The organism is Actinospongiicola halichondriae, from assembly GCF_049103745.1.
GTDB lineage: Bacteria > Actinomycetota > Acidimicrobiia > Acidimicrobiales > Salinilacustritrichaceae > Salinilacustrithrix > Salinilacustrithrix halichondriae.
The window spans coordinates 1,019,448-1,037,630 of sequence record NZ_CP171622.1 but is presented as its reverse complement, the minus strand read 5'-3'; the positions used below and the strand labels follow the sequence as shown (position 1 = coordinate 1,037,630).

Here is an 18,183-nt window from a genome sequence, read left to right as displayed (position 1 = left end):
GGGGCCGCGACGCGACCGACGGTCCTAGTCGACGTCGACGGCCTGGCGGCCGTGGTACCAACCACAGTTGGGGCAGACCACGTGCGGCAGCTTCGCGACGCCACAACGGGGGCAGAGGCTGCGCGAGGGGCGCTCGAGCTTCCAGTTGGCGGCGCGCCGGCTACGGCCCTTCGCCTTGGATGTCTTTCGCTTCGGAACGGCCATGACTGCTCAACCTCGGATGACGGATGCGACGCGCCGGTCCCGGCACGAACGGAACACTGTAGCGGCGACCCCTCCCCCACACCCAACCGCGGTTCTGGGTGCGCGATCCGCCAACGTGCGTACGGTTTGTGCACCCAGAACGGGGGTCAGGGGGTGTCGGGGAAATCGAGTTCGGAGAGCGCGGCCCATCGGGGGTCGGGCGCCGGCTCCGCCGCGGCGGCCTCGGCTTCGACCTCGGCCTCGGTGGTCGTCGGGAAGCGCTCGGGGTCGGGACCGATGCAGTCCTCGCGGCACAGGGGCGCCAGCGGCAGACCCGACAGGATCAGCTCACGGACGAGGGGTTCGAGGTCGAGGAGGTCGCCCTCGATCGGCAACACCTCGTCGTCGATCGGCTCACGCTGTGCGACCTCACGGAACGACACGTCGACGTGTCCGTGGATCTCGTCGAGACACCGACGGCACTCGCCGTACCAGTCGAAGCCCAAGTCGCCCGTGATCTCGACACCCCCTGACATGGCCATCACCTGGCCGCGCACGGTCAGCGGCGTCCCGGGGATGGTCCTGGCTGCGGTGGTCGCATGGTCGGGGACGTCGGTCTCGACGTCGATGTCGCGTCGGCTCCCCGGCTCCCGCAGGAGATCACCGACCCGGACCACGAGTGGCCGGGCCATCGCTCAGCCGTCGTCTTGGTCGAAGAACGCGGGCGCGTGGTCCGGTACGGCCTCGAGACGAGGACGTCCGGTCATGTCCTCACGCTCGCCCGGAGGTCGCGACGACGCTGCCGCCGCCTCCTCGTCGCGGGTCGGGCTGCCCTGGAGCTTGGCCCGTCCGGCGTTGACCACCTTCATGGTGCGCTCGAGCACGATCTCGAAGCTGGCGAGCCGCTGGTCGCAGAAGTCCTCTGCCTCGAGCTTGAGACGACGGGACTCGGCATCAGCAGCATCGACGACCGAACGAGCACGGGCCTCGGCGGCCTTGACGACCTCGGTCTGTTGCACCATCTGATCGGCGCGTGCCTGCGCCGCAGCCACGATCTCGTCGGCTTCACGGCGGGTCCGGGCGAGGAACTCCTCGCGCTGCTTCAGGAGCCACTTCGCGGCACGGAGTTCTTCGGGAAGCCGTTCGGCCGCCTCGTCGACGAGGTCGAGGACCTCGGCCTGGTTGATCATCACCGAGCGCGACACCGGCATCGGCCGCGCCTGCTCGATCAGATCGCGGATCTCGCGCAACACCGACTCGACCTGCGGCGCCGAGTACGGCGACTGGCCGGGACGGTCGGCGGGCCGCTCCGGACGGCCGGGATGGTCCTGCTCTCCCCCGCTGCTCATCGGAACTTCTCCTGGAGTCGTTTGGCGACCGGCGTGGGCACCATCTCGGTCACATCGCCGCCGAAGCGTGCGATCTCACGCAGCAGCTTCGATGCCACGAACGAGTGCTCGGTCGCTGACGGGATGAACAGGGTGTCGACGCCGGAGATCTTCCGGTTCATGTGTGCCTGGTGCATCTCGGACTCGAAGTCCGAGACCGCACGGAGACCCTTGACGATCACGTCGGCGCCGAGTTCGGTCGCCAGATCGACGACCAGACTGGTGAGCGGGGCGACCTCGACGTTGCCGAGATGAGCCGTGCTCTCGAGGATCATCGCCTCACGGACCTCGTACTCGAAGAGCGGATCGCCCTTCTGTGAGTTCCTGATCGCGGCCACGTACACCCGGTCGAACAGGCGTGAGGCCGTCTCGATGATCTCGAGGTGGCCGTTGTGGATCGGGTCGAACGTCCCTGGATAGAGGACAGTCCTCACGCATCTGCTCCTGATCGGTCGTCCGGAAACGCAGGTTCCGGTGGGTCCCCACGGGGAGGGAGGGCGAACGTGATCACGGTACCGCCGTAGGTCCGCTCCCTCATCTTTTCCCACCCGGCGGGGAGGGTGATCGCTTCGCCCGACTCGGCGACGAGGAGTCCGTCGTCGACGAGCATCGGGGCGACCGCTGCGCACAACTCCTCCCACCCGTCGAAGGCGTAGGGCGGATCGGCGAGGACCACGTCGAGGTCATCGGCGAAGGCCGGCGCCAGCGCTCGATCGACGGTCGAGCGGATCACGGTCGCGTCGTCTGCGAGGTCGAGCGTGCGGAGGTTGTCGTCGATCACGGCTTGGGCGCCGCGGTCGGACTCGACGAACCAGACATGGGCCGCGCCGCGGCTCAGGGCTTCGATGCCCAGGGCGCCACTGCCGGCGAAGAGGTCGGCGATCCGGGCGTCCTGGACGAGTCCCTGGCTGTGCAGCGCGTTGAACACCGCCTCGCGGACCCGGTCCGAGGTGGGACGGGTGGTCTCCCCGTCGGGGCTGCGGAGTCGCCGTCCCCGTGCCGTCCCGGCAACGACTCTCACCCGACGGAGGAGCCAGCCGCGGTGTAGGGCATCGAGATCCAGGTCTTGCCCGGGGTCAGCTTGATCGGGTTGCCGTCGGCGTCGAGGTACTGGGTCACCGACACGCCGTCGGCCTTCTTCCAGGTCCCCTTGGTGACGGTTCCCTGCGAGAGCACCCAGACCTCGCCTTCGCCGATCACCTGCGCCGTCGGCACGACCGACCCGGCCTTGTCACGCGTGCCGGAGTCGATGCCCTGGACGAACCGGACGATGACGTTCTCGACGGCGACCTGGTTGCCGTCGGCATCGACGTGAGGATGCCCCTTCTGCGACCGCTTCCACACCGTCCCGTCCCACGCGTAGTCCACGGGAGCGCCACCGGCGCCTCCGCTGAACTGCACATGGACGCTCGACGCCGGCGTCGCCAGCGGCGACGGGCTCTCGCCCTCGGCGGCGAAGGTGAAGATCGGCTCGACCGGACCGGTGGAGCCCTCATCGGCCGTCTCGCGGATCTGGGCGCTGCCCTGCACGAAGCTGTTGTAGGGCGCCGGACGGCCGCCCTCACGGTAGAAGAGTCCGCTGATCTCGTTGATGGAGCGCGCCTGCACCTTGGCGGCGCGGACCATCGGTCCGAGGATGCCGTTCTCGCCATGCCAGGTGAACAGCGGGTTGTTGAGTTCCTCGAGGACCCCGATCTCGGAGCCGCGGGCGGAACGCACGGGCCCGATCGGAGCGGCGTCGGTGCTCTGGAACAGCGAGAGGAGGCGGGTGACGCTCCCCTCGACCTGGATCTCGTACACGACGTCGGCGGCCGTGATGCCCACCTGGGGCGTGGACTTGCCGTCGACGTTGTCGATCTTGACCGCGACCACAGGAGCGTCGAGGACCTCCTGTTCGACCGGCAGACCGGTGAGCGCCGACGTGGTGCGCGGCGGCTCGGTCGTCGTGGTGGTCGTCTCCTCGGTGGTGGTGGTCGTGGCCGCGACGATGGGCTCGTCGTCGCCCCCGCCACCGAACACCAGGAAGCCGACGATCAGGAGGATGACGGCACCGATGCCGCCGGCGATTGCCTGTTGCTTCTTGCTCATCGAGCCCAGTGTGCCAGTGCAGGGTGCGGCGTTCGCGGCAGTCGGTTGTACCGTCGGTCACGTGTTCGAGCCCGATCGCGTCATCACCTGCATCGACTGCGGGGGCAAGGCGCACCTGAACTCCTACGCCCCCGAGGACGGCTGGGCGCCGGGCGACGTGACCGTCTATCGCTGCGAGGACTGCCTCGACGCCTGGTACCTCGAGGTTCCCGAGGAGATCGACTGGGAGCGCGGCCGCCCCGACTAGGTCGCTCCGCCCGCAGACTTCGTCTGCCTGCTCCGCTTCTCGAGTTGCTCCCCCCAACACACAGCACCGCTCGGTCCGCAGACTTCAGGACTTGAAGAGGAACTCCTGCTCCTCCTCGTCGAGGAACAGCCGGAGTTCGTCGAGCAACGCCTCGGGCACGCCGTCGGGCCCGTCGACCAGGTCGAACGCCGCGGCACGGGCATCCTCGACGACCGCTCGGTCCTTCTGCAGCGACGCCAGCTTGAGGTCGCTCATCCCCTTCTGGCGAGCACCCATGATCGTCCCCTCGCCACGCAGGTCGAGGTCGACCTCGGCGAGGTCGAACCCGTCGGTCGACGCGACGAGCGCCTCGATCCGCGCCGCTCCGTCCTCGGTGTTGCCTTCGCCCACGAGATAGCAGGTGGACGGATGCTCCCCGCGGCCGACGCGGCCCCGCAACTGGTGCAGCTGCGCGATCCCGAATCGGTCGGCGTCGAGGATCACCATGACGGTGGCATTCGGCACGTCGACACCGACCTCGATCACGGTCGTCGCCACCAGCACGTCGAGGTCGCCGCGACGGAAGGCATCCATGGTGGTCTCCTTCTCGTCGCCCTTGATCCGTCCGTGCAGGAGCCCGACACGGGATCCCTCGAGTTCGGTCGCCTGCAGCAGTTCGAACGTCTCCGTCGCCGAGGTGACCTCGAGCTTCTCGGACTCCTCGACCAGCGGGCACACGACGTAGGCCTGTCGCCCCGCCCGGACCTCGGCACGCACCTGCTCCCACATGGCGGCCTGGGCCTCCTCGGTGCGGGGCCAGATCGTCTCGATCGGCGTCCGCCCGCGTGGCATCTGACGCATGCGCGAGACGTCGAGGTCGCCGTAGACCGTCATCGCGGCCGTACGCGGGATCGGCGTCGCGGTCATCACCAGGACATCCGGGACGACGCCGCCTGCCTTGTCGCGCAACGCCGCTCGCTGCTCGACGCCGAACCGGTGCTGTTCGTCGATCACCACGACACCCAGGGCTGCGAAGTCGACGTCGGCCGACAACAAGGCGTGCGTGCCGATCACGATGTCGACCAGACCAGTGGCGAGGTCTTCGGTGATCTGGCGGCGGCGAGCGGCCGGGACCCGGTTCGTCAACAGTTCGACCCGCAGCGGCCGATCGAACAACGCGCCCTCCTCCCCCACGGAGAACCCGTCGAGCATCGCCTTCACGCTCGACGCATGCTGTTCCGCCAGCACCTCGGTCGGGGCCATCAGCGCGGCCTGCCGCTCGCCTTCGACCGCGGCGAGCATCGCCGCCACGGCGACGACGGTCTTGCCCGCGCCGACGTCGCCCTGGAGCAGTCGGTGCATCGGGGCGGGTTGGCGCAGATCGGCGGTGATCTCGGCCGACGCCGTCTTCTGTCCGTCGGTCAGTTCGAACGGGAGCCCGTCGAGGAAGCGGCGGACCAGCCAGCCGGAGGCCTCGTGTGCGATGCCGGCCGTCGTGGCCTCGAGCTTTCGCTTGCGCAACACGAGCGCCAACTGCACTCGCAACAACTCGTCGAACACCAGTCGCTTCCGAGCGACGACGAACTCACCCCACGTCTCGGGGACGTGGATGCCCCGGAACGCGCTGGTGCGGTCGACGAGGTCGTGGCGGTCGAGGAGGAACTCGGGCACCGGGTCGTCGAACTCGCCGGCCCGCCGGAGCGACTCCGCCACCCACCGGCCCACGTCCCACGACGTGAGGCGGACCTTCTCGGACTGCGGGTAGACGGGGACGACCTTGCCGGTCCGGTCGCCGATCAGGTCCACGACCGGGTTGGTCATCTGCCGCCGGCCACGGAAGTCCTCGAGCTTGCCGAAGAAGACCGCCTCGGTGCCGGGCGCCAGCTGCTTCTCACGCCACGCCTGGTTGAAGAAGCTGATCTTCATGGTGCCCGAGTCGTCGCGCACCGTTCCCGTGATCATCACCCGGCCGCCCTTGACCCGGCGGGACTGGATCTCGGTGACCCGGGCGAGCACAGAGGCGGTCTCCCCCAGCTCGAGATCACGGATCTGCGCCTCCTTGGTGCGGTCGATGTAGCGCCGCGGGTAGTGCGTGAGCAGGTCGAACACGTTGTGGAGGCCGAACGTTGCGAGCGCCTTCTCCTTGGCCGGGCCGACCCCCGCCAGACGCGAGAGGTCGACATCGGTCAGCGACGCGAGCGTTCGTCCCATGCGCCCAATACTGACGCAACCCCCGGACAGTCCGAGGGGACCATCCGGGGGTTGCTCAGAACGTGCCGGGCGAGCGGACCCGTCAGGCGGAGCGGAGCGCGGTGACGAGCTCCTTCTTGGTCATCGACGAACGACCTTCGATGTCGAGTTCCTGGGCCCGTTCGTAGAGCTCCTCACGTGACCAGTTGGCGTAGGCACCCGAGGGGCGACGGGAGCCGGTCTTGGCCGACTCGGCGACGCCGCTGTCGGCGGCCTTGATCACACGGTCGGTGGCGTCACCGGCGGCGTCGGCGACGCGGTCGCCCACGTCGTCGGCCCGGTCGGTCACCAGCTTGAGCGAGCGACCGAGGCCGTCGGCCGCGCTGGTCACCCGATTCGTGATGGTCGAGCGGGCCTGGCGGACATCGCCCAGGACCTGGCGGCCGGTGTCGCGGAGCAGTCGGGTCGAGCGGTCCGCAGCCGTGCCGGTCGTGCCGACGATGTCGGAGGCGCCGCTCCACGCGACCGTGACGAGGTCGCGCACCGCGTCGATGGAGGTGACGGTCAAGAGACCCGTCTGACGGATCGCCTCGGCGTTGATGGCACCGAGTCGGAGGACCAACGCATCCACCGGAGGCGGCGTGCGCTCGGCGAGCCGGGCGGTGTTCGCGCCGGTCACCCGGGCGAACTCCTGCATCTGGGTGTCGATCGTGTCGGTGAGTGTCATGTCTCACCCTCTACCCGATGCTGCATCTTTCATGCAGGACGTGACCGAAGTCATGCCTCGGACGGTTGGCGATTCACTCCACGCCGAAGAGGTACGGGTACAGCGGTTGGCCGCCGTGGTGCACCTCGGCCTCGACGTCGGGCCGGTGCTCGTCGAGCCACTCGGTGATCTGGCGGGTGATGCCGGCCGATGCGCCGTCGCCCTCGATCACGGTCACGATCTCGCGCTCGTCGTCGATGAGGATGTCGAGCAGACCGACGCAGGCGTCGACGATGTCGGGAGCGACGAAGCGGATGCCGTCGCGGGCGATGCCCAACCAGTCGCCCTCGGCGATCGGTCCGGCGTCACAGGTCGAGTCGCGCACCGCCTGGGTGATCTCGCCCGGGACCACGGCACTCGCCAGCTCGCCGATGGCTGCCGCGTTGGTGTCGACGTCGGCCTCGGGGTCGTAGCCGATGAGCCCGGCGAATCCCTCGGTGATCGAGCGCGTGGGCACCACGCGCACCGTCTTGTCGGTGAGCTCGTCGACCTGTTCGGCCACGGCGATGATGTTCTTGTTGTTCGGGAGGATGACGACCTCGGGGGCCGGCACCGCCTCGACCGCCTCGAGCAGCTGCGCCGTCGAGGGGTTCATCGACTGACCGCCGGTGACCACCTGCTGGACCCGGAGGTTGGCGAAGATCCGTCGGATCCCCTCGCCGGTCGCCACCGCGACGACGCCACACGGAACCGGCTCCGGTTCGGGCTCGGGGCCGGTGTCGGCCTCGCGGACCCAACGCTCCTCCTCGATCTCGTGCAGTTCGTCGAGGAGATCGGTGACCCGGATCTCGCGCGGACGACCGATCTCGATGGCTGCCTCGATCGAGGCGCCGATCTCGTCGGTGTGGATGTGGCAGTTGTAGATGCCCTCGCCGCCGACGACCACGATCGAGTCGCCGATCCCCGCCCAGACCTCACGGAAGCCGGCCATCGACTCGTCGGGGGCCTCGAGGAGGTACATCACCTCGTAGCGCAGTTCGGAGACGTGCTTTCCCGTCTCCGGGGTGATCGCCTGCTCGCCACCTCGGGCCCGCTCCGCTGCACCCTCGGGCGCGTCGGGCGGTGCCGGGATCGCTCGACCGTCGACGACGAGCAGCAGCGCGTCGACGAAGAGCAGGAATCCGGCCGCGCCGGCATCGACGACGCCGGCGTCCTTGAGGACCGGGAGCAGCTCGGGGGTGTTGTCGAGCGAGGTCTGTCCGGCCAGCCGGGTGCGCGCCAGCGTGTCGACCAGCGAGTCGCCGGCCTCGGCCGCGGCCCTGGCCTCGTCGGCGGCTTCACGGACGACCGTGAGGATCGTGCCCTCGACCGGTCGCTGCACCGCCTCGTACGACAGCTCCGACGCCCGCGTGATCGCGGCCGCGAACACCGAGGCGTCGGCGACCTCGTGGTCTCGCATCATCTCGGTCATGCCCCGAAGGAGCTGCGAGAGGATCACCCCCGAGTTGCCGCGGGCGCCCATGAGCGAGCCGTGGGCGATGGCCTTGCAGGTCGTCGCCATGTCGGGGCTCTCGCCCGCGCCGGCCACGGCCTCGGCCACCGACCGGACGGTGAGCATCATGTTCGTGCCGGTGTCACCGTCGGGCACCGGGTACACGTTGAGTCGGTTGATGGCGTCCTGGTGGGTGGTCAGCGCGTCACCGAAAGCCGAGACGGCGCGGGCCAGGTCGGATGCCGCGAGTTGTTCGAGCGTCGTCATTCGGCGGCGATCCTACCGACGGACCCGGTCAGTACTTGACGACTGCGGGCAGCTTCTTCGCCTGATCGATCCATCCCTGGACGACCTTGGCCGACGGCGTGCGCTGCACCAGCTTCTTGCGGCCGCTGTTGACCTTCTCCATCGCCGCAGCGAGGTTCTCGGCATTGCGGTTCTTCAGTTCCTTGACCGTGTCGACTCCCGCCGCCTCGAGGAGGTCGGAGTACTGGGTCGACACGCCCTTGACGCGCATCAGGTCGGCGCGGTTGACCCATTCGAGGATCCGCTTGTCGCCCAACTTGGTCAGATCGGCCAGGGTCTTGCGCCCCTTGCGGGTCGCGCCGTTGTCGAGCAGGGCCTCGCAGGTCCGCACGCCCGCGCCCTGGAGGATCTTGCGGTACTTCGGTCCGATGCCCTCGATCGCCGAGATGGTGGCCATGGCTGCCCTTCCGTCGCGCAGCCCGACCCATCGCCGACCGCTCGCAGACCGGACCCTAGGAGAACGGTGGGCCGCTCGCTCGGGGCCGTGTGGTTTCCGCCGCGAGGCCACGGTTAGGGTGACCGAACCCAGTTGCAGACCGATGAAGTCGCGACGATCGACGAGCGAACCGAGAGGTGCCAAGTGCAGGGCGTGATCAAGTCGTACGACCCCGGCAGCGGAGACGGAGTGATCCTCGCCGACACCGACCTCGCCGAGTACGACATCGCCGCCGGCGCACTCGAGGGCACGGTGTTCCGCATGCTCCGCCAGGGTCAGCGCGTCGTCTTCGACATCGACGACGACGGCCGTGCGAGCGGCCTTCGACTGGGTTCCGAGGTGGACATGGCCACGCCGCACTTCCCACAGGACGACGTACCCCTGCACACCGGGATCTGACCCGTCCGCGGTCGCTCCCACCCCGATTCCCCCAGTCGCAACGGCGCGACGGAAGCGAGAAGGACCAAATGTCTTCGACGACCGAGAACAGCAAGCTCAAGGCCTGGGTGGCGGAATGGGCGGAGATCTTCCAGCCCGACGCGATCGAGTGGTGCGACGGCTCCGACGAGGAGTGGGACCGCCTGACGAGTCTCCTGGTCGAGCAGGGTTCGTTCACCCGCCTCGACGACGCGAAGCGTCCGAACAGCTTCCTGTGCAACTCCGACCCCGCCGATGTGGCCCGGGTCGAGGAGCGCACGTTCATCAACTCCGCCGAGGAGATCGACGCCGGCCCGACGAACAACTGGCGGGCCCCGGCCGAGATGAAGGAAGAGGTGCTCTCGTTCTACCGAGGCGCCATGAAGGGCCGCACCATGTACGTGGTGCCGTTCTCGATGGGCCCGCTCGGCTCCCCCATCGCCCACATCGGCGTCCAGCTCACCGACAGCGCGTACGTCGCCGTCAACATGAAGATCATGACCCGCATGGGTCAGGGCGCCCTCGACGTCCTCGGTGACGGCGAGTGGGTCAAGTGCCTCCACTCGGTCGGCTACCCGCTGGTCGACGCCGACGGCAACGAGCGTCCCGACGTCGCATGGCCCTGCGACGCCGAGAACAAGTACATCTGCCACTTCCCCGACGACCGCGAGATCTGGTCGTACGGTTCGGGCTACGGCGGCAACGCCCTGCTCGGCAAGAAGTGCTTCGCCCTGCGCATCGCCTCGACCATGGCCCGCGACGAGGGCTGGATGGCCGAGCACATGCTCATCATCGGCGTGACGCCCCCGAACGGCGAGAAGAAGTACGTCGCAGCGGCGTTCCCGTCGGCGTGTGGCAAGACCAACATGGCGATGCTCGTCCCCACCCTCCCGGGCTGGAAGGTCGAGTGTGTCGGCGACGACATCGCCTGGCTCAAGTTCGGCGACGACGGCCAGCTCTACGCCATCAACCCCGAGGCCGGCTTCTTCGGCGTCGCCCCGGGCACGAGCGACGAGACCAACCAGAACGCCATGCGGTCGGTCGACGCCAACTCGATCTTCACCAACGTCGCGGCCACCGACGACGGCGACGTCTGGTGGGAGGGCATGTCCGAGCCCCCCGCCCACCTCACCGACTGGAAGGGCAACGACTGGACCCCCGAGTCCGATGCCCCCGCCGCGCACCCCAACGCCCGGTTCACCGCTCCTGCGGCGCAGTGCCCCGTGATCGCCCCCGAGTTCGAGGACCCGAAGGGCGTGCCGATCTCGGCCATCCTCTTCGGCGGTCGTCGCGCCACCAACGTCCCGCTGGTGACCGAAGCTCGCGACTGGGAGCACGGCGTGTTCCTCGGCTCGATCATGAGCTCCGAGAAGACGGCGGCCGCAGCCGGCAAGGTCGGCGAGGTCCGCTTCGACCCCTTCGCCATGCTCCCCTTCATCGGCTACAACGCCGGCGACTACATGCAGCACTGGCTCGACATCGGCAAGAAGGACGGGGCCAAGCTCCCGAAGCTCTTCTGGGTCAACTGGTTCCGCCGCGGCGACGACGGTTCGTTCCTGTGGCCGGGCTTCGGTGACAACAGCCGAGTCCTCAAGTGGGTCCTCGAGCGTCTGGAAGATCAGGCGGATGCCACCGACACCCCGATCGGCAGGGTCCCGACCGCCGACGCACTCGACACGTCCGACCTCGACATCGACGCCGGCGTGCTCGACGAGCTGCTCTCGGTCGACGCCGAGTCGTGGCGCCAGGAGATCCCGCTGATCGAGGCGCAGTTCGCCTTCATCGGCGAGCGACTGCCCGAGACGCTGGAGGATCAGCTGGCCGACCTCGAGAAGCGCCTCAGCTCGTAGACGAGATCCGAGTCGAAAACGAAGCGAACCCCGATCCGAGAGACTCGGATCGGGGTTCTTCGCGTCAGCGGCGGTTCGGACAGGAAGCCGTCAGCTGTGTCGCGATGGTAGCGGGAGCAAACCGCCCTCGCGGCACTTGTCGGCGAGATCGGAGACCGAAGCGAGATACGCATCGTGGTCGAGCTCGCCGGCCAAGTACTCGTCACGGACGTCGAGGAACATGCCCTCGACGAGGAGATCGACGAGTTGCTCGAACAACAGCTCGTGCAGCGCCTCGTCTCCTTCGACGAGCTGAATGGTTCCGAGGATGTCGCCCTGTTCTTCCGACACCCGTGTCACCAACTGCTCGTGCTCGTCCATACCGGTGTTGTTCGCCCCGATTCGGACGCACCCCTTGTCCCGGTCGAGAAATTCTCCCGGCCGATAGAGTCGGCGCTCTCAGTCCGTCGGAACGGAAGGTCGAGCCATGGCCGTCAGCGCATACATCCTCATCCAGACCGAGGTGGGCAAGGCCGCCGAGGTCGCGGCCGAGGTCGGGACCATCGACGGGGTGGCCTCGTCCGAAGACGTGACCGGCCCCTACGACGTCATCGCTCGGGCCGAGGCGAACACCGTCGACGAGCTCGGCAAGATGGTCGTGAGTCGGGTGCAGATGATCGCCGGGATCACCCGGACGCTCACCTGCCCGGTCGTCCACCTCTAGATCCGTCGACCCGGACCGTTCCGGGCGACGTCTCCAACCCTGCCGGGAAGGGCACGGCGACGACCTGGCCGTCACCGTCGACAGCACCGACCGCCACCTCGACCGCATCGTCGAGCCGCCGCACCGTGAGCATCGTGCGCGCGGTCGTCGTTCCCAACGCGTTGACCACGTCGCGCACGACGGCCAGTGCCAGGAGCGCGTGCGCGGTGGGCACCGGGGCGTCTCCGTCCCACGACAACTCGAGATCGGCGCCGGCCTCTTCGCGGGCGGCATCCACCTCGATCTCCACCGCGGTGCGGAATGCGTCACGGGTCTGCACGAAGGGCGAGACCGCGTCGCGGTCGACGGCCACGCTCACCCTCCAGGTCGATTCGGCCTGACGGACGGAGAGATTCCACAACACGTCGACCAGGGCGGCGGCAGACCGCATCTCCTCGAGTTCGCCACGCACCACCTCGAGCTCGGTCTCGAGGCTGGCGCGTGCGCCGGTCTCGGCGCTGAGTCGGTTGGCGACTTCGGCCGCGTCACGACGAGAGCGATGCCCACGTTCGAGGGCCTCGTCGCGTTGCTTGCGGGCCAACGTCGCGTCGTCGGCCGCGACTGCTGCTTCGGCGCGGGCGGCATCGCGCTCGTCGGCGGTGACGCGACCGAGATCGGTCACGGCCTCGACATGCGAGCGCAGTCGGAGGTTGGCGACGACCAACGCGGCGATGACGACCACGCAGGTGATGACGACGGCGATCACGAGGTGACCCTAGTGACCGGCGTCGAGCGCGCTCGCGACCTCACGACGGGCTGAACTGCATCGACCGGAGGCCGAGACCCATCAAGAACAACCCGCCCCCGCCGTAGAGGAGGTACTTGTAGGGCTCGAGCTGCGCTCGATAGCTGTAGATGATCCCCACGGTCGCCAGCGCGACGAAACCGTAGAACGTGTGGAACTGGTCGAGTTCGATGTCCTCGACACTCAGCAGCACGACGCCGAGCGCCACCTGGACGAAGATCGAGAGCTCGACCACCGTGGTGGCGATCCAGAGCTGGCGCACGCGGAGGGATTCCAGCCAGTGGGCGCCGAGCGCCCAACAACCCGCGAGCGCATTGCCGATGATGACGAACCACGCCAGGTCGGCGTGGAGCGTGCGGATCACCCCGCGGAACCGCCGGCGACCTGGTAGCTCCAGAGCTCGGCGGACACCGAGACGGGGCCGCCACTCGGCGCGGGCTTGTCCGCACCCTGATGACCGTGGGCGAAGTCCTTGGAGGCGACCCAGGTGTCGAAGCTCTCCTGATCGGCCCAACGGGTGACGACCAGCCAGACATTCCGGTCGTCGGTCGGCTGCAGCAGCTCGAATCCCTCGAAACCGGGCTGGTCGTCGACGGCCCCGGCACGAGCAGCGAAGCGCTTGGCGAGCTCGTCGCCCGAGTTCTCCGGGACGGTGATGGCGTTGATCTTGATGACGGTCACGTGCGTCTTGCTACTGCACGCCGGTGGGCAGGAGCCAGTCGTCGGTGCCCGGTGCTGCCGGCGAGGTCCGGATGAACCACTCGTGGCCGAACGCCATGGCGAACGCCTCCGGGGGCATGGCGAGGAAGAAGCTGTCGTCGGGGATCTGCGAGGCATGGGCGGCCATCGAGGCCCGCTTGGCGTCGAGCCAGTCGGTGACGTCGACCGTGGTGGTGATCAGCGACTCGGGCGATCCGAAGTCCGAGTCGGGGTCGTCGAAGTCGGGGCCGTCGTAGTCGGGGTTGTCGGCCGCGGCCGCCTGCATCGCTCGACGGAGGTGGTCGCGGTTCATCGTCGACTCGTAGACGTGCGGAGTCCCGGCGATCTCGGCCGCCCGGTGGCCGACCCGGTGGACCTGGATGTGGTCGGGATGGCCGTAGCCGCCGTGGTCGTCGTAGACGGTGAGGACGTCGGCCTGCTCGTCACGAAGGATGGTGGCCAGACGTTCCGCCGCCTCCTCCACGTCGGCCTGCCAGAAGCAGTCGGGCGCGTCGTTCGTGGGTTCGTCGATCATCCCGGAGTCGCGGTAGCCCAGGAACTCGAACCGGTGGGCGCCGAGTGCCTCCGCCGAGGCCGCGACCTCGAGCGCTCGTCGCTCGCCGAGCGGTTCTCCGTCTGCGAGGAAGCCTTCGGCCACCTCGCCACACTCGCCCCTCGTGCCGAACACGAGGACCACCCGGTGACCTTCCGCGGCAGCACGCGCGAGCGTCCCTCCCGTGGCGATCGACTCGTCGTCGGGGTGGGCGTGGAACGAGACGATGGTCGCCATCGGACGAGTATGCCGCGGCCACGACGCCGGTCCGCTCCCCACGACCGTCCGACCCCACCCGTTCTGGTGAACACCGGCGACACCTGGTGGTGTCATCCGTTCACCAGAACGGGTGGGGAGGGGGTGTCAGGCGATGGCGCCGGCGGCGCGGAGCGCCGTGATCTTGTCGGCGTCGAAGCCGAACTGATCGAGGACCTCGTCGGTGTGCTGGCCGGCGTGGGCCGGGGGACGCTGGATCTCGGCCGTGGTGCGCGAGAAGCGTGGGGCGGGGGCCGGCTGCACGACGCCGTTGCGCTCGACGAACGTGCCGCGCTCGACATTGTGCGGGTGCGACGGCGCCTCGCCGAGCGAGAGGACCGGGGCGAAGCAGACGTCGGTGTGCTCCATGATCTCGCACCACTCGTCGCGGGTCTTCGAACGGAAGATCGCGGCGACCTTCTCCTTCATGGCCGGCCACTGGTCGCGGTCCTGCTGATGCGGCAGATCCGCTTCCTGACCCAACCCGGACAACTCGAGGAGCTGGGCGTAGAACTGCGGCTCGATCGACCCGATCGACACGTACTTGCCGTCGCTGGTCTCGTAGACGTCGTAGTAGTGGGCGCCGGTGTCGAGCATGTTGGTGCCGCGCTCGTCGTGCCAGATTCCCATCGCCCGGAAGGCGTGGAACATCGTGGTGAGGATCGCGCTGCCGTCGACCATCGCCGCGTCGACGACCTGACCCTCGCCCGAGTTCTTGGCCTCGAGGAGCGCACACACCATCCCGAACGCGAGGAACATGCCGCCGCCGCCGAAGTCACCGACGAGGTTGAGGGGCGGGACCGGGGCCTCGCCGCGTCGTCCGATCGGATCGAGCGCGCCGGCGAGGGCGATGTAGTTGATGTCATGGCCGGCGGCCTGCGAGTACGGGCCTTCCTGGCCCCACCCGGTCATCCGTCCGTAGACGAGCTTCGGGTTGCGAGCCAGGCACTCGTCCGGGCCGATGCCGAGACGCTCGGTGACGCCGGGGCGGAAGCCCTCCATGAGGACGTCGGCCTTCTCGACCAGGGTCAGCAGCGCCTCGACGCCCTCGGGGTTCTTGAGGTCGAGGCCGATCGAGCGGCGCCCGCGGTTCAAGATGTCGGCGGGCGGCGACTCGGGGTCGCCACCCATGACCTGACCGGCCCGGTCGACGCGGATGACGTCGGCGCCCATGTCGGCGAGGAGCATGGCGCAGAACGGTCCCGGGCCGATGCCGGCGATCTCGAGGACGGTGGTTCCGTGGAGGGGTCCCATGTGGGTGCGTGATTCCTTCTGGTGATGTGGGTGGTTCAGGCGGTCGCTGCGGCGGCCGTGGCGGAGATGGCGTCGATGATCGTCGGCCACAGCGCCTTGGGGAGGTTGTGGCCCATGCCCTCGATCTCGAGGTGCGTGGCATGCGGCACAGCCTCGGCCGTTCGCGCTCCTCCGGAGGGGGTCACCAGCGTGTCGGCGAGTCCGTGGATGACACCGAAGGGCATCGTGACCTCACCGAGCGCCGCCGTGCGGCTGGGCGAGGAGAAGATCGCCGCGATCTGGCGCGCGACGCCGGCGGGGTACTGCATGCGATCCCACTCACGGCGAGCGCGGGTCTCCGCGGCTTCGGGGTCGAGGTACGCCGGACTGCCCCAGATCTGCTCGGCCTCGAGCGCCGCCTGCACGGCCTCGTCGACCGTCGTCGCCGGCGGACGCAGCAGGGCTGCCGACGCCTCGCTCGACGGCTGTCCGACATCGCTGTCACCAGTCGTCGACATGATCGACGTCACGGAACGGATCTTGTGGGGATGGTCGATGGCCATCTGCTGCACGATCATGCCGCCCATCGAGACCCCGACGATGTGCGCAGCGTCGATGTCGAGGGCGTCGAGCAGACCGGCAGCATCGGCGGCCATGTCGGCCAGCAGATACGGCACGTCGGGCGTCTCTCCCGACAACACGGCGGTCATCAACTCACCGATGTCGACAGGCTGGTCGTCGAACTTCGTCGACAGACCGACGTCGCGGTTGTCGAACCACACGACTCGGTATCCCCGGTCGATCAACGACTCGACGAAGCCGATGTCCCAGCTCGCCTTCTGCGCCCCCAGCCCCATGACGAGGAGCAGCGGCTCGCCGGCCTCAGGACCGCGCACCTCGGCGCACAGTTCGATGCCGTTCACGTTCACGATGGTCTCCCCCATGGGGGGATGCTTGCCGGTCCTTGACCGAGTGGTCAAGAACCGGCGTACCGGTGAGCGGTGGGTACGGTTCCCGAAGTGGACAACGTGGTCGCCTTCGCCCCTGGCCGGGTCAATCTCCTCGGCGATCACACCGACTACACCGGCGGACTCTGCCTGCCGATGGCCCTCACCCTGGGCGTCACGATCCGCGGCAGCCGTGGCGGCGACGTCGTCGAGTTGACCTCGGACCGCGCCGATGGCGCCGCCGTCGTCCCGATCGACATCGACGACCCCGCGCAGGTCACTCCCCCGTGGGCCCGTTTCGTCGCCGGCGTCGTCGCCGAAGCCGGCCCGACCAGGGGATTCCGTGGCGTGGTCACGTCCGACCTGCCGATCGGAGCGGGGCTGTCGTCATCGGCAGCGCTCGAGGTCGCCGTGGCCATGGCGCTCGGCATCGAGGGCGACAGCCATGCCGTCGCCGCGCTCTGCCAGCGAGCGGAACAGCGGGCCAGCGGCGTCCCGTGCGGGATCCTCGACCAACTGTCGTCGACCCGAGGCGTCGAGGGGCACGCCCTGCTGATGGACTGCTCGTTGCTCACCACGGAGCCGATCCGACTTCCCGACGACCTCGAGGTCGTCGTGGTCCACTCCGGCCAGGAACGCACGCTCGCCGGCTCGGCCTACGCGGAGCGCCGAGCCGAGTGCGAGGCGGCCGAGGCCGAGATCGGCCCGCTGCGATCGGCCTCGCTCGACGACGTGCGCACGATCACCGACCGAACGCTGCGACGCCGCGCCCGGCACGTCGTGAGCGAGAACGCCCGTGTGCGCTCGGCCACCGCAGCGCTGGCCGACCACGACCTCCGCGGCCTGGGCCTGCTCTTCTCGGCGAGCCACGACTCGCTGCGCGACGACTTCGAGTGCTCGACCCCGACGGTCGACGACACGGTCGCTCGCCTCGTCGCGACACCCGGCGTCCACGGCGCCCGGATGACCGGCGGCGGGTGGGGCGGCTGCGTCGTCGCCGTCACCGAACCCGGCGCGCTGGAGGAGGGGTGGCGCGTGCGACCAGGCGGGCCGGCCCGGGTCGACGCCCAGGATGCGCCGGACCTCCGGGAACCGGACCTCTAGGAACCCAGGAGGCGAGCCTTCTCGACCGCGAACTCCTCGGCGCTGAGGACGCCTCGGGCACGGAGGTCGTCGAGCTTGGCCAACTCATCGGCCTTCGACGAGCCACCGGCGGCAGCGGCGTTGCCACCGATGCGGTCGAACTTGCGGTTCTCGTTCGCCTCGATCTGCCGGTAGATCTCGTTCTGCACCGCCGTCGGCTTGCGGACGTCGGAGAAGGCCTGGCGGCCGCTCTCGCCCGCCGACTCGATCACCAGATCACCGGCGCCGAGCACGCGCTCGAGGACGGTCTGGGAGAACATCACGTTGTTGACCCGGTCGAGCGGGATCTCGATCCCCTTCTTGGTCAACACGCCGTGGCGGTAGATCAGCCGATCGGTCGTGACCACGAAGTTGGTGGAGCGCCAGTCGATCCAGCGGACACCGAGCCATCCCAGCGCTCCGAGGATGAGGAGTCCCACGAGGATCTTGACGATGTCGGGCCAGTCGAGGACGAGCACGACCACGCCGAGGATGAGCGACACGACCAACAGGACCGTCTGCTTGGCCAGGAACCACACGTGTGGATTCAGGTCGAGCACGATCTCTTCGGTGTCATTGAGCAACTTCCGGGGGAACGCCACGGC

The 18,183-nt window shown here is 68.8% G+C and carries 23 protein-coding genes; 5 read left to right on the top strand and 18 right to left on the bottom strand.

Annotated elements, in window-relative coordinates; genetic code table 11:
* Window positions 1–24: 24 nt before the first annotated feature.
* The 6 genes from rpmF to AB8619_RS05275 form a co-directional block, all read right to left on the bottom strand.
* Window positions 25–204: a 50S ribosomal protein L32 gene (rpmF, locus tag AB8619_RS05300; protein WP_436795418.1), complete on the bottom strand. Its 180-nt coding sequence runs from the start codon at window positions 202–204 to the stop codon at window positions 25–27.
* A gap of 146 nt (window positions 205–350) precedes the next feature.
* Window positions 351–875: a YceD family protein gene (locus AB8619_RS05295; RefSeq protein WP_436795417.1), complete on the bottom strand. Its 525-nt coding sequence runs from the start codon at window positions 873–875 to the stop codon at window positions 351–353.
* A gap of 3 nt (window positions 876–878) precedes the next feature.
* Window positions 879–1,532 (bottom strand): hypothetical protein, encoded by a 654-nt coding sequence (locus tag AB8619_RS05290; protein WP_436795416.1) that lies wholly within the window; start codon window positions 1,530–1,532, stop codon window positions 879–881.
* Complete coding sequence (gene coaD / locus AB8619_RS05285; RefSeq protein ID WP_436795415.1) at window positions 1,529–2,005, bottom strand: pantetheine-phosphate adenylyltransferase; 477 nt, start codon at window positions 2,003–2,005, stop codon at window positions 1,529–1,531. The genes AB8619_RS05290 and coaD overlap by 4 nt, the downstream gene beginning before the upstream one ends.
* Window positions 2,002–2,592 (bottom strand): 16S rRNA (guanine(966)-N(2))-methyltransferase RsmD, encoded by a 591-nt coding sequence (gene rsmD / locus AB8619_RS05280; RefSeq protein ID WP_436795414.1) that lies wholly within the window; start codon window positions 2,590–2,592, stop codon window positions 2,002–2,004. The genes coaD and rsmD overlap by 4 nt, the downstream gene beginning before the upstream one ends.
* On the bottom strand, window positions 2,589–3,659 hold the full coding sequence (locus AB8619_RS05275) for a DUF3048 domain-containing protein (protein WP_436795413.1): 1,071 nt from the start codon (window positions 3,657–3,659) through the stop codon (window positions 2,589–2,591). The genes rsmD and AB8619_RS05275 overlap by 4 nt, the downstream gene beginning before the upstream one ends.
* A 61-nt stretch (window positions 3,660–3,720) precedes the next feature.
* Between AB8619_RS05275 and AB8619_RS05270 the strand changes: the two genes are divergently transcribed.
* Window positions 3,721–3,906 (top strand): hypothetical protein, encoded by a 186-nt coding sequence (locus AB8619_RS05270; RefSeq protein WP_436795412.1) that lies wholly within the window; start codon window positions 3,721–3,723, stop codon window positions 3,904–3,906.
* Between the two features lie 84 nt (window positions 3,907–3,990).
* Here the strand turns inward: AB8619_RS05270 and recG are convergent, their stop codons facing one another.
* The 4 genes from recG to AB8619_RS05250 form a co-directional block, all read right to left on the bottom strand.
* Entirely contained in the window at window positions 3,991–6,096 is a 2,106-nt protein-coding gene (recG, locus tag AB8619_RS05265) for an ATP-dependent DNA helicase RecG (protein WP_436795411.1), read from the bottom strand.
* An 82-nt stretch (window positions 6,097–6,178) separates the two neighbouring features.
* Window positions 6,179–6,802: a Rho termination factor N-terminal domain-containing protein gene (locus tag AB8619_RS05260; protein ID WP_436795410.1), complete on the bottom strand. Its 624-nt coding sequence runs from the start codon at window positions 6,800–6,802 to the stop codon at window positions 6,179–6,181.
* A 73-nt stretch (window positions 6,803–6,875) separates the two neighbouring features.
* Complete coding sequence (locus AB8619_RS05255) at window positions 6,876–8,540, bottom strand: DAK2 domain-containing protein (protein WP_436795409.1); 1,665 nt, start codon at window positions 8,538–8,540, stop codon at window positions 6,876–6,878.
* A gap of 28 nt (window positions 8,541–8,568) precedes the next feature.
* Entirely contained in the window at window positions 8,569–8,976 is a 408-nt protein-coding gene (locus tag AB8619_RS05250; RefSeq protein ID WP_436795408.1) for a DUF4332 domain-containing protein, read from the bottom strand.
* A 192-nt stretch (window positions 8,977–9,168) separates the two neighbouring features.
* On the opposite strand from AB8619_RS05250, the gene AB8619_RS05245 reads away from it, so the two are divergent.
* Both AB8619_RS05245 and AB8619_RS05240 read left to right on the top strand, forming a co-directional pair.
* Window positions 9,169–9,414 carry a hypothetical protein gene (locus AB8619_RS05245; RefSeq protein WP_436795407.1) on the top strand — a complete coding sequence of 82 codons (246 nt, stop codon included), beginning with the start codon at window positions 9,169–9,171 and terminating at the stop codon, window positions 9,412–9,414.
* A gap of 68 nt (window positions 9,415–9,482) precedes the next feature.
* On the top strand, window positions 9,483–11,282 hold the full coding sequence (locus AB8619_RS05240) for a phosphoenolpyruvate carboxykinase (GTP) (protein WP_436795406.1): 1,800 nt from the start codon (window positions 9,483–9,485) through the stop codon (window positions 11,280–11,282).
* Between the two features lie 90 nt (window positions 11,283–11,372).
* On the opposite strand, the gene AB8619_RS05235 is transcribed toward AB8619_RS05240, so the two are convergent.
* Window positions 11,373–11,642, bottom strand: coding sequence for a hypothetical protein (locus AB8619_RS05235; RefSeq protein ID WP_436795405.1), 270 nt, complete (start codon window positions 11,640–11,642; stop codon window positions 11,373–11,375).
* A gap of 106 nt (window positions 11,643–11,748) precedes the next feature.
* Between AB8619_RS05235 and AB8619_RS05230 the strand changes: the two genes are divergently transcribed.
* Window positions 11,749–11,985, top strand: coding sequence for an Lrp/AsnC ligand binding domain-containing protein (locus AB8619_RS05230; RefSeq protein WP_436795404.1), 237 nt, complete (start codon window positions 11,749–11,751; stop codon window positions 11,983–11,985).
* Here the strand turns inward: AB8619_RS05230 and AB8619_RS05225 are convergent.
* From AB8619_RS05225 to AB8619_RS05200, 6 genes are all read right to left on the bottom strand, one after another.
* Entirely contained in the window at window positions 11,960–12,730 is a 771-nt protein-coding gene (locus tag AB8619_RS05225) for a hypothetical protein (protein ID WP_436795403.1), read from the bottom strand. The genes AB8619_RS05230 and AB8619_RS05225 overlap by 26 nt on opposite strands.
* A 40-nt stretch (window positions 12,731–12,770) precedes the next feature.
* Window positions 12,771–13,133 carry a hypothetical protein gene (locus tag AB8619_RS05220; RefSeq protein ID WP_436795402.1) on the bottom strand — a complete coding sequence of 121 codons (363 nt, stop codon included), beginning with the start codon at window positions 13,131–13,133 and terminating at the stop codon, window positions 12,771–12,773.
* A complete protein-coding gene (locus AB8619_RS05215) occupies window positions 13,130–13,450 on the bottom strand; it encodes an antibiotic biosynthesis monooxygenase family protein (RefSeq protein WP_436795401.1) in 321 nt (106 codons plus the stop codon). The genes AB8619_RS05220 and AB8619_RS05215 overlap by 4 nt, the downstream gene beginning before the upstream one ends.
* Before the next feature lie 10 nt (window positions 13,451–13,460).
* On the bottom strand, window positions 13,461–14,258 hold the full coding sequence (locus AB8619_RS05210; RefSeq protein WP_436795400.1) for a PIG-L family deacetylase: 798 nt from the start codon (window positions 14,256–14,258) through the stop codon (window positions 13,461–13,463).
* 126 nt (window positions 14,259–14,384) lie between these two features.
* Window positions 14,385–15,530: a CaiB/BaiF CoA transferase family protein gene (locus tag AB8619_RS05205; RefSeq protein WP_436795399.1), complete on the bottom strand. Its 1,146-nt coding sequence runs from the start codon at window positions 15,528–15,530 to the stop codon at window positions 14,385–14,387.
* A gap of 35 nt (window positions 15,531–15,565) precedes the next feature.
* Window positions 15,566–16,453: an alpha/beta fold hydrolase gene (locus AB8619_RS05200; RefSeq protein WP_436795398.1), complete on the bottom strand. Its 888-nt coding sequence runs from the start codon at window positions 16,451–16,453 to the stop codon at window positions 15,566–15,568.
* Between the two features lie 75 nt (window positions 16,454–16,528).
* Here AB8619_RS05200 and galK point away from each other — a divergent pair, with 75 nt between their 5' ends.
* Entirely contained in the window at window positions 16,529–17,560 is a 1,032-nt protein-coding gene (gene galK, locus AB8619_RS05195) for a galactokinase (RefSeq protein ID WP_436795397.1), read from the top strand.
* On the opposite strand, the gene AB8619_RS05190 is transcribed toward galK, so the two are convergent.
* Complete coding sequence (locus AB8619_RS05190; RefSeq protein WP_436795396.1) at window positions 17,557–18,180, bottom strand: PH domain-containing protein; 624 nt, start codon at window positions 18,178–18,180, stop codon at window positions 17,557–17,559. The genes galK and AB8619_RS05190 overlap by 4 nt on opposite strands.
* Window positions 18,181–18,183 lie beyond the last annotated feature (3 nt).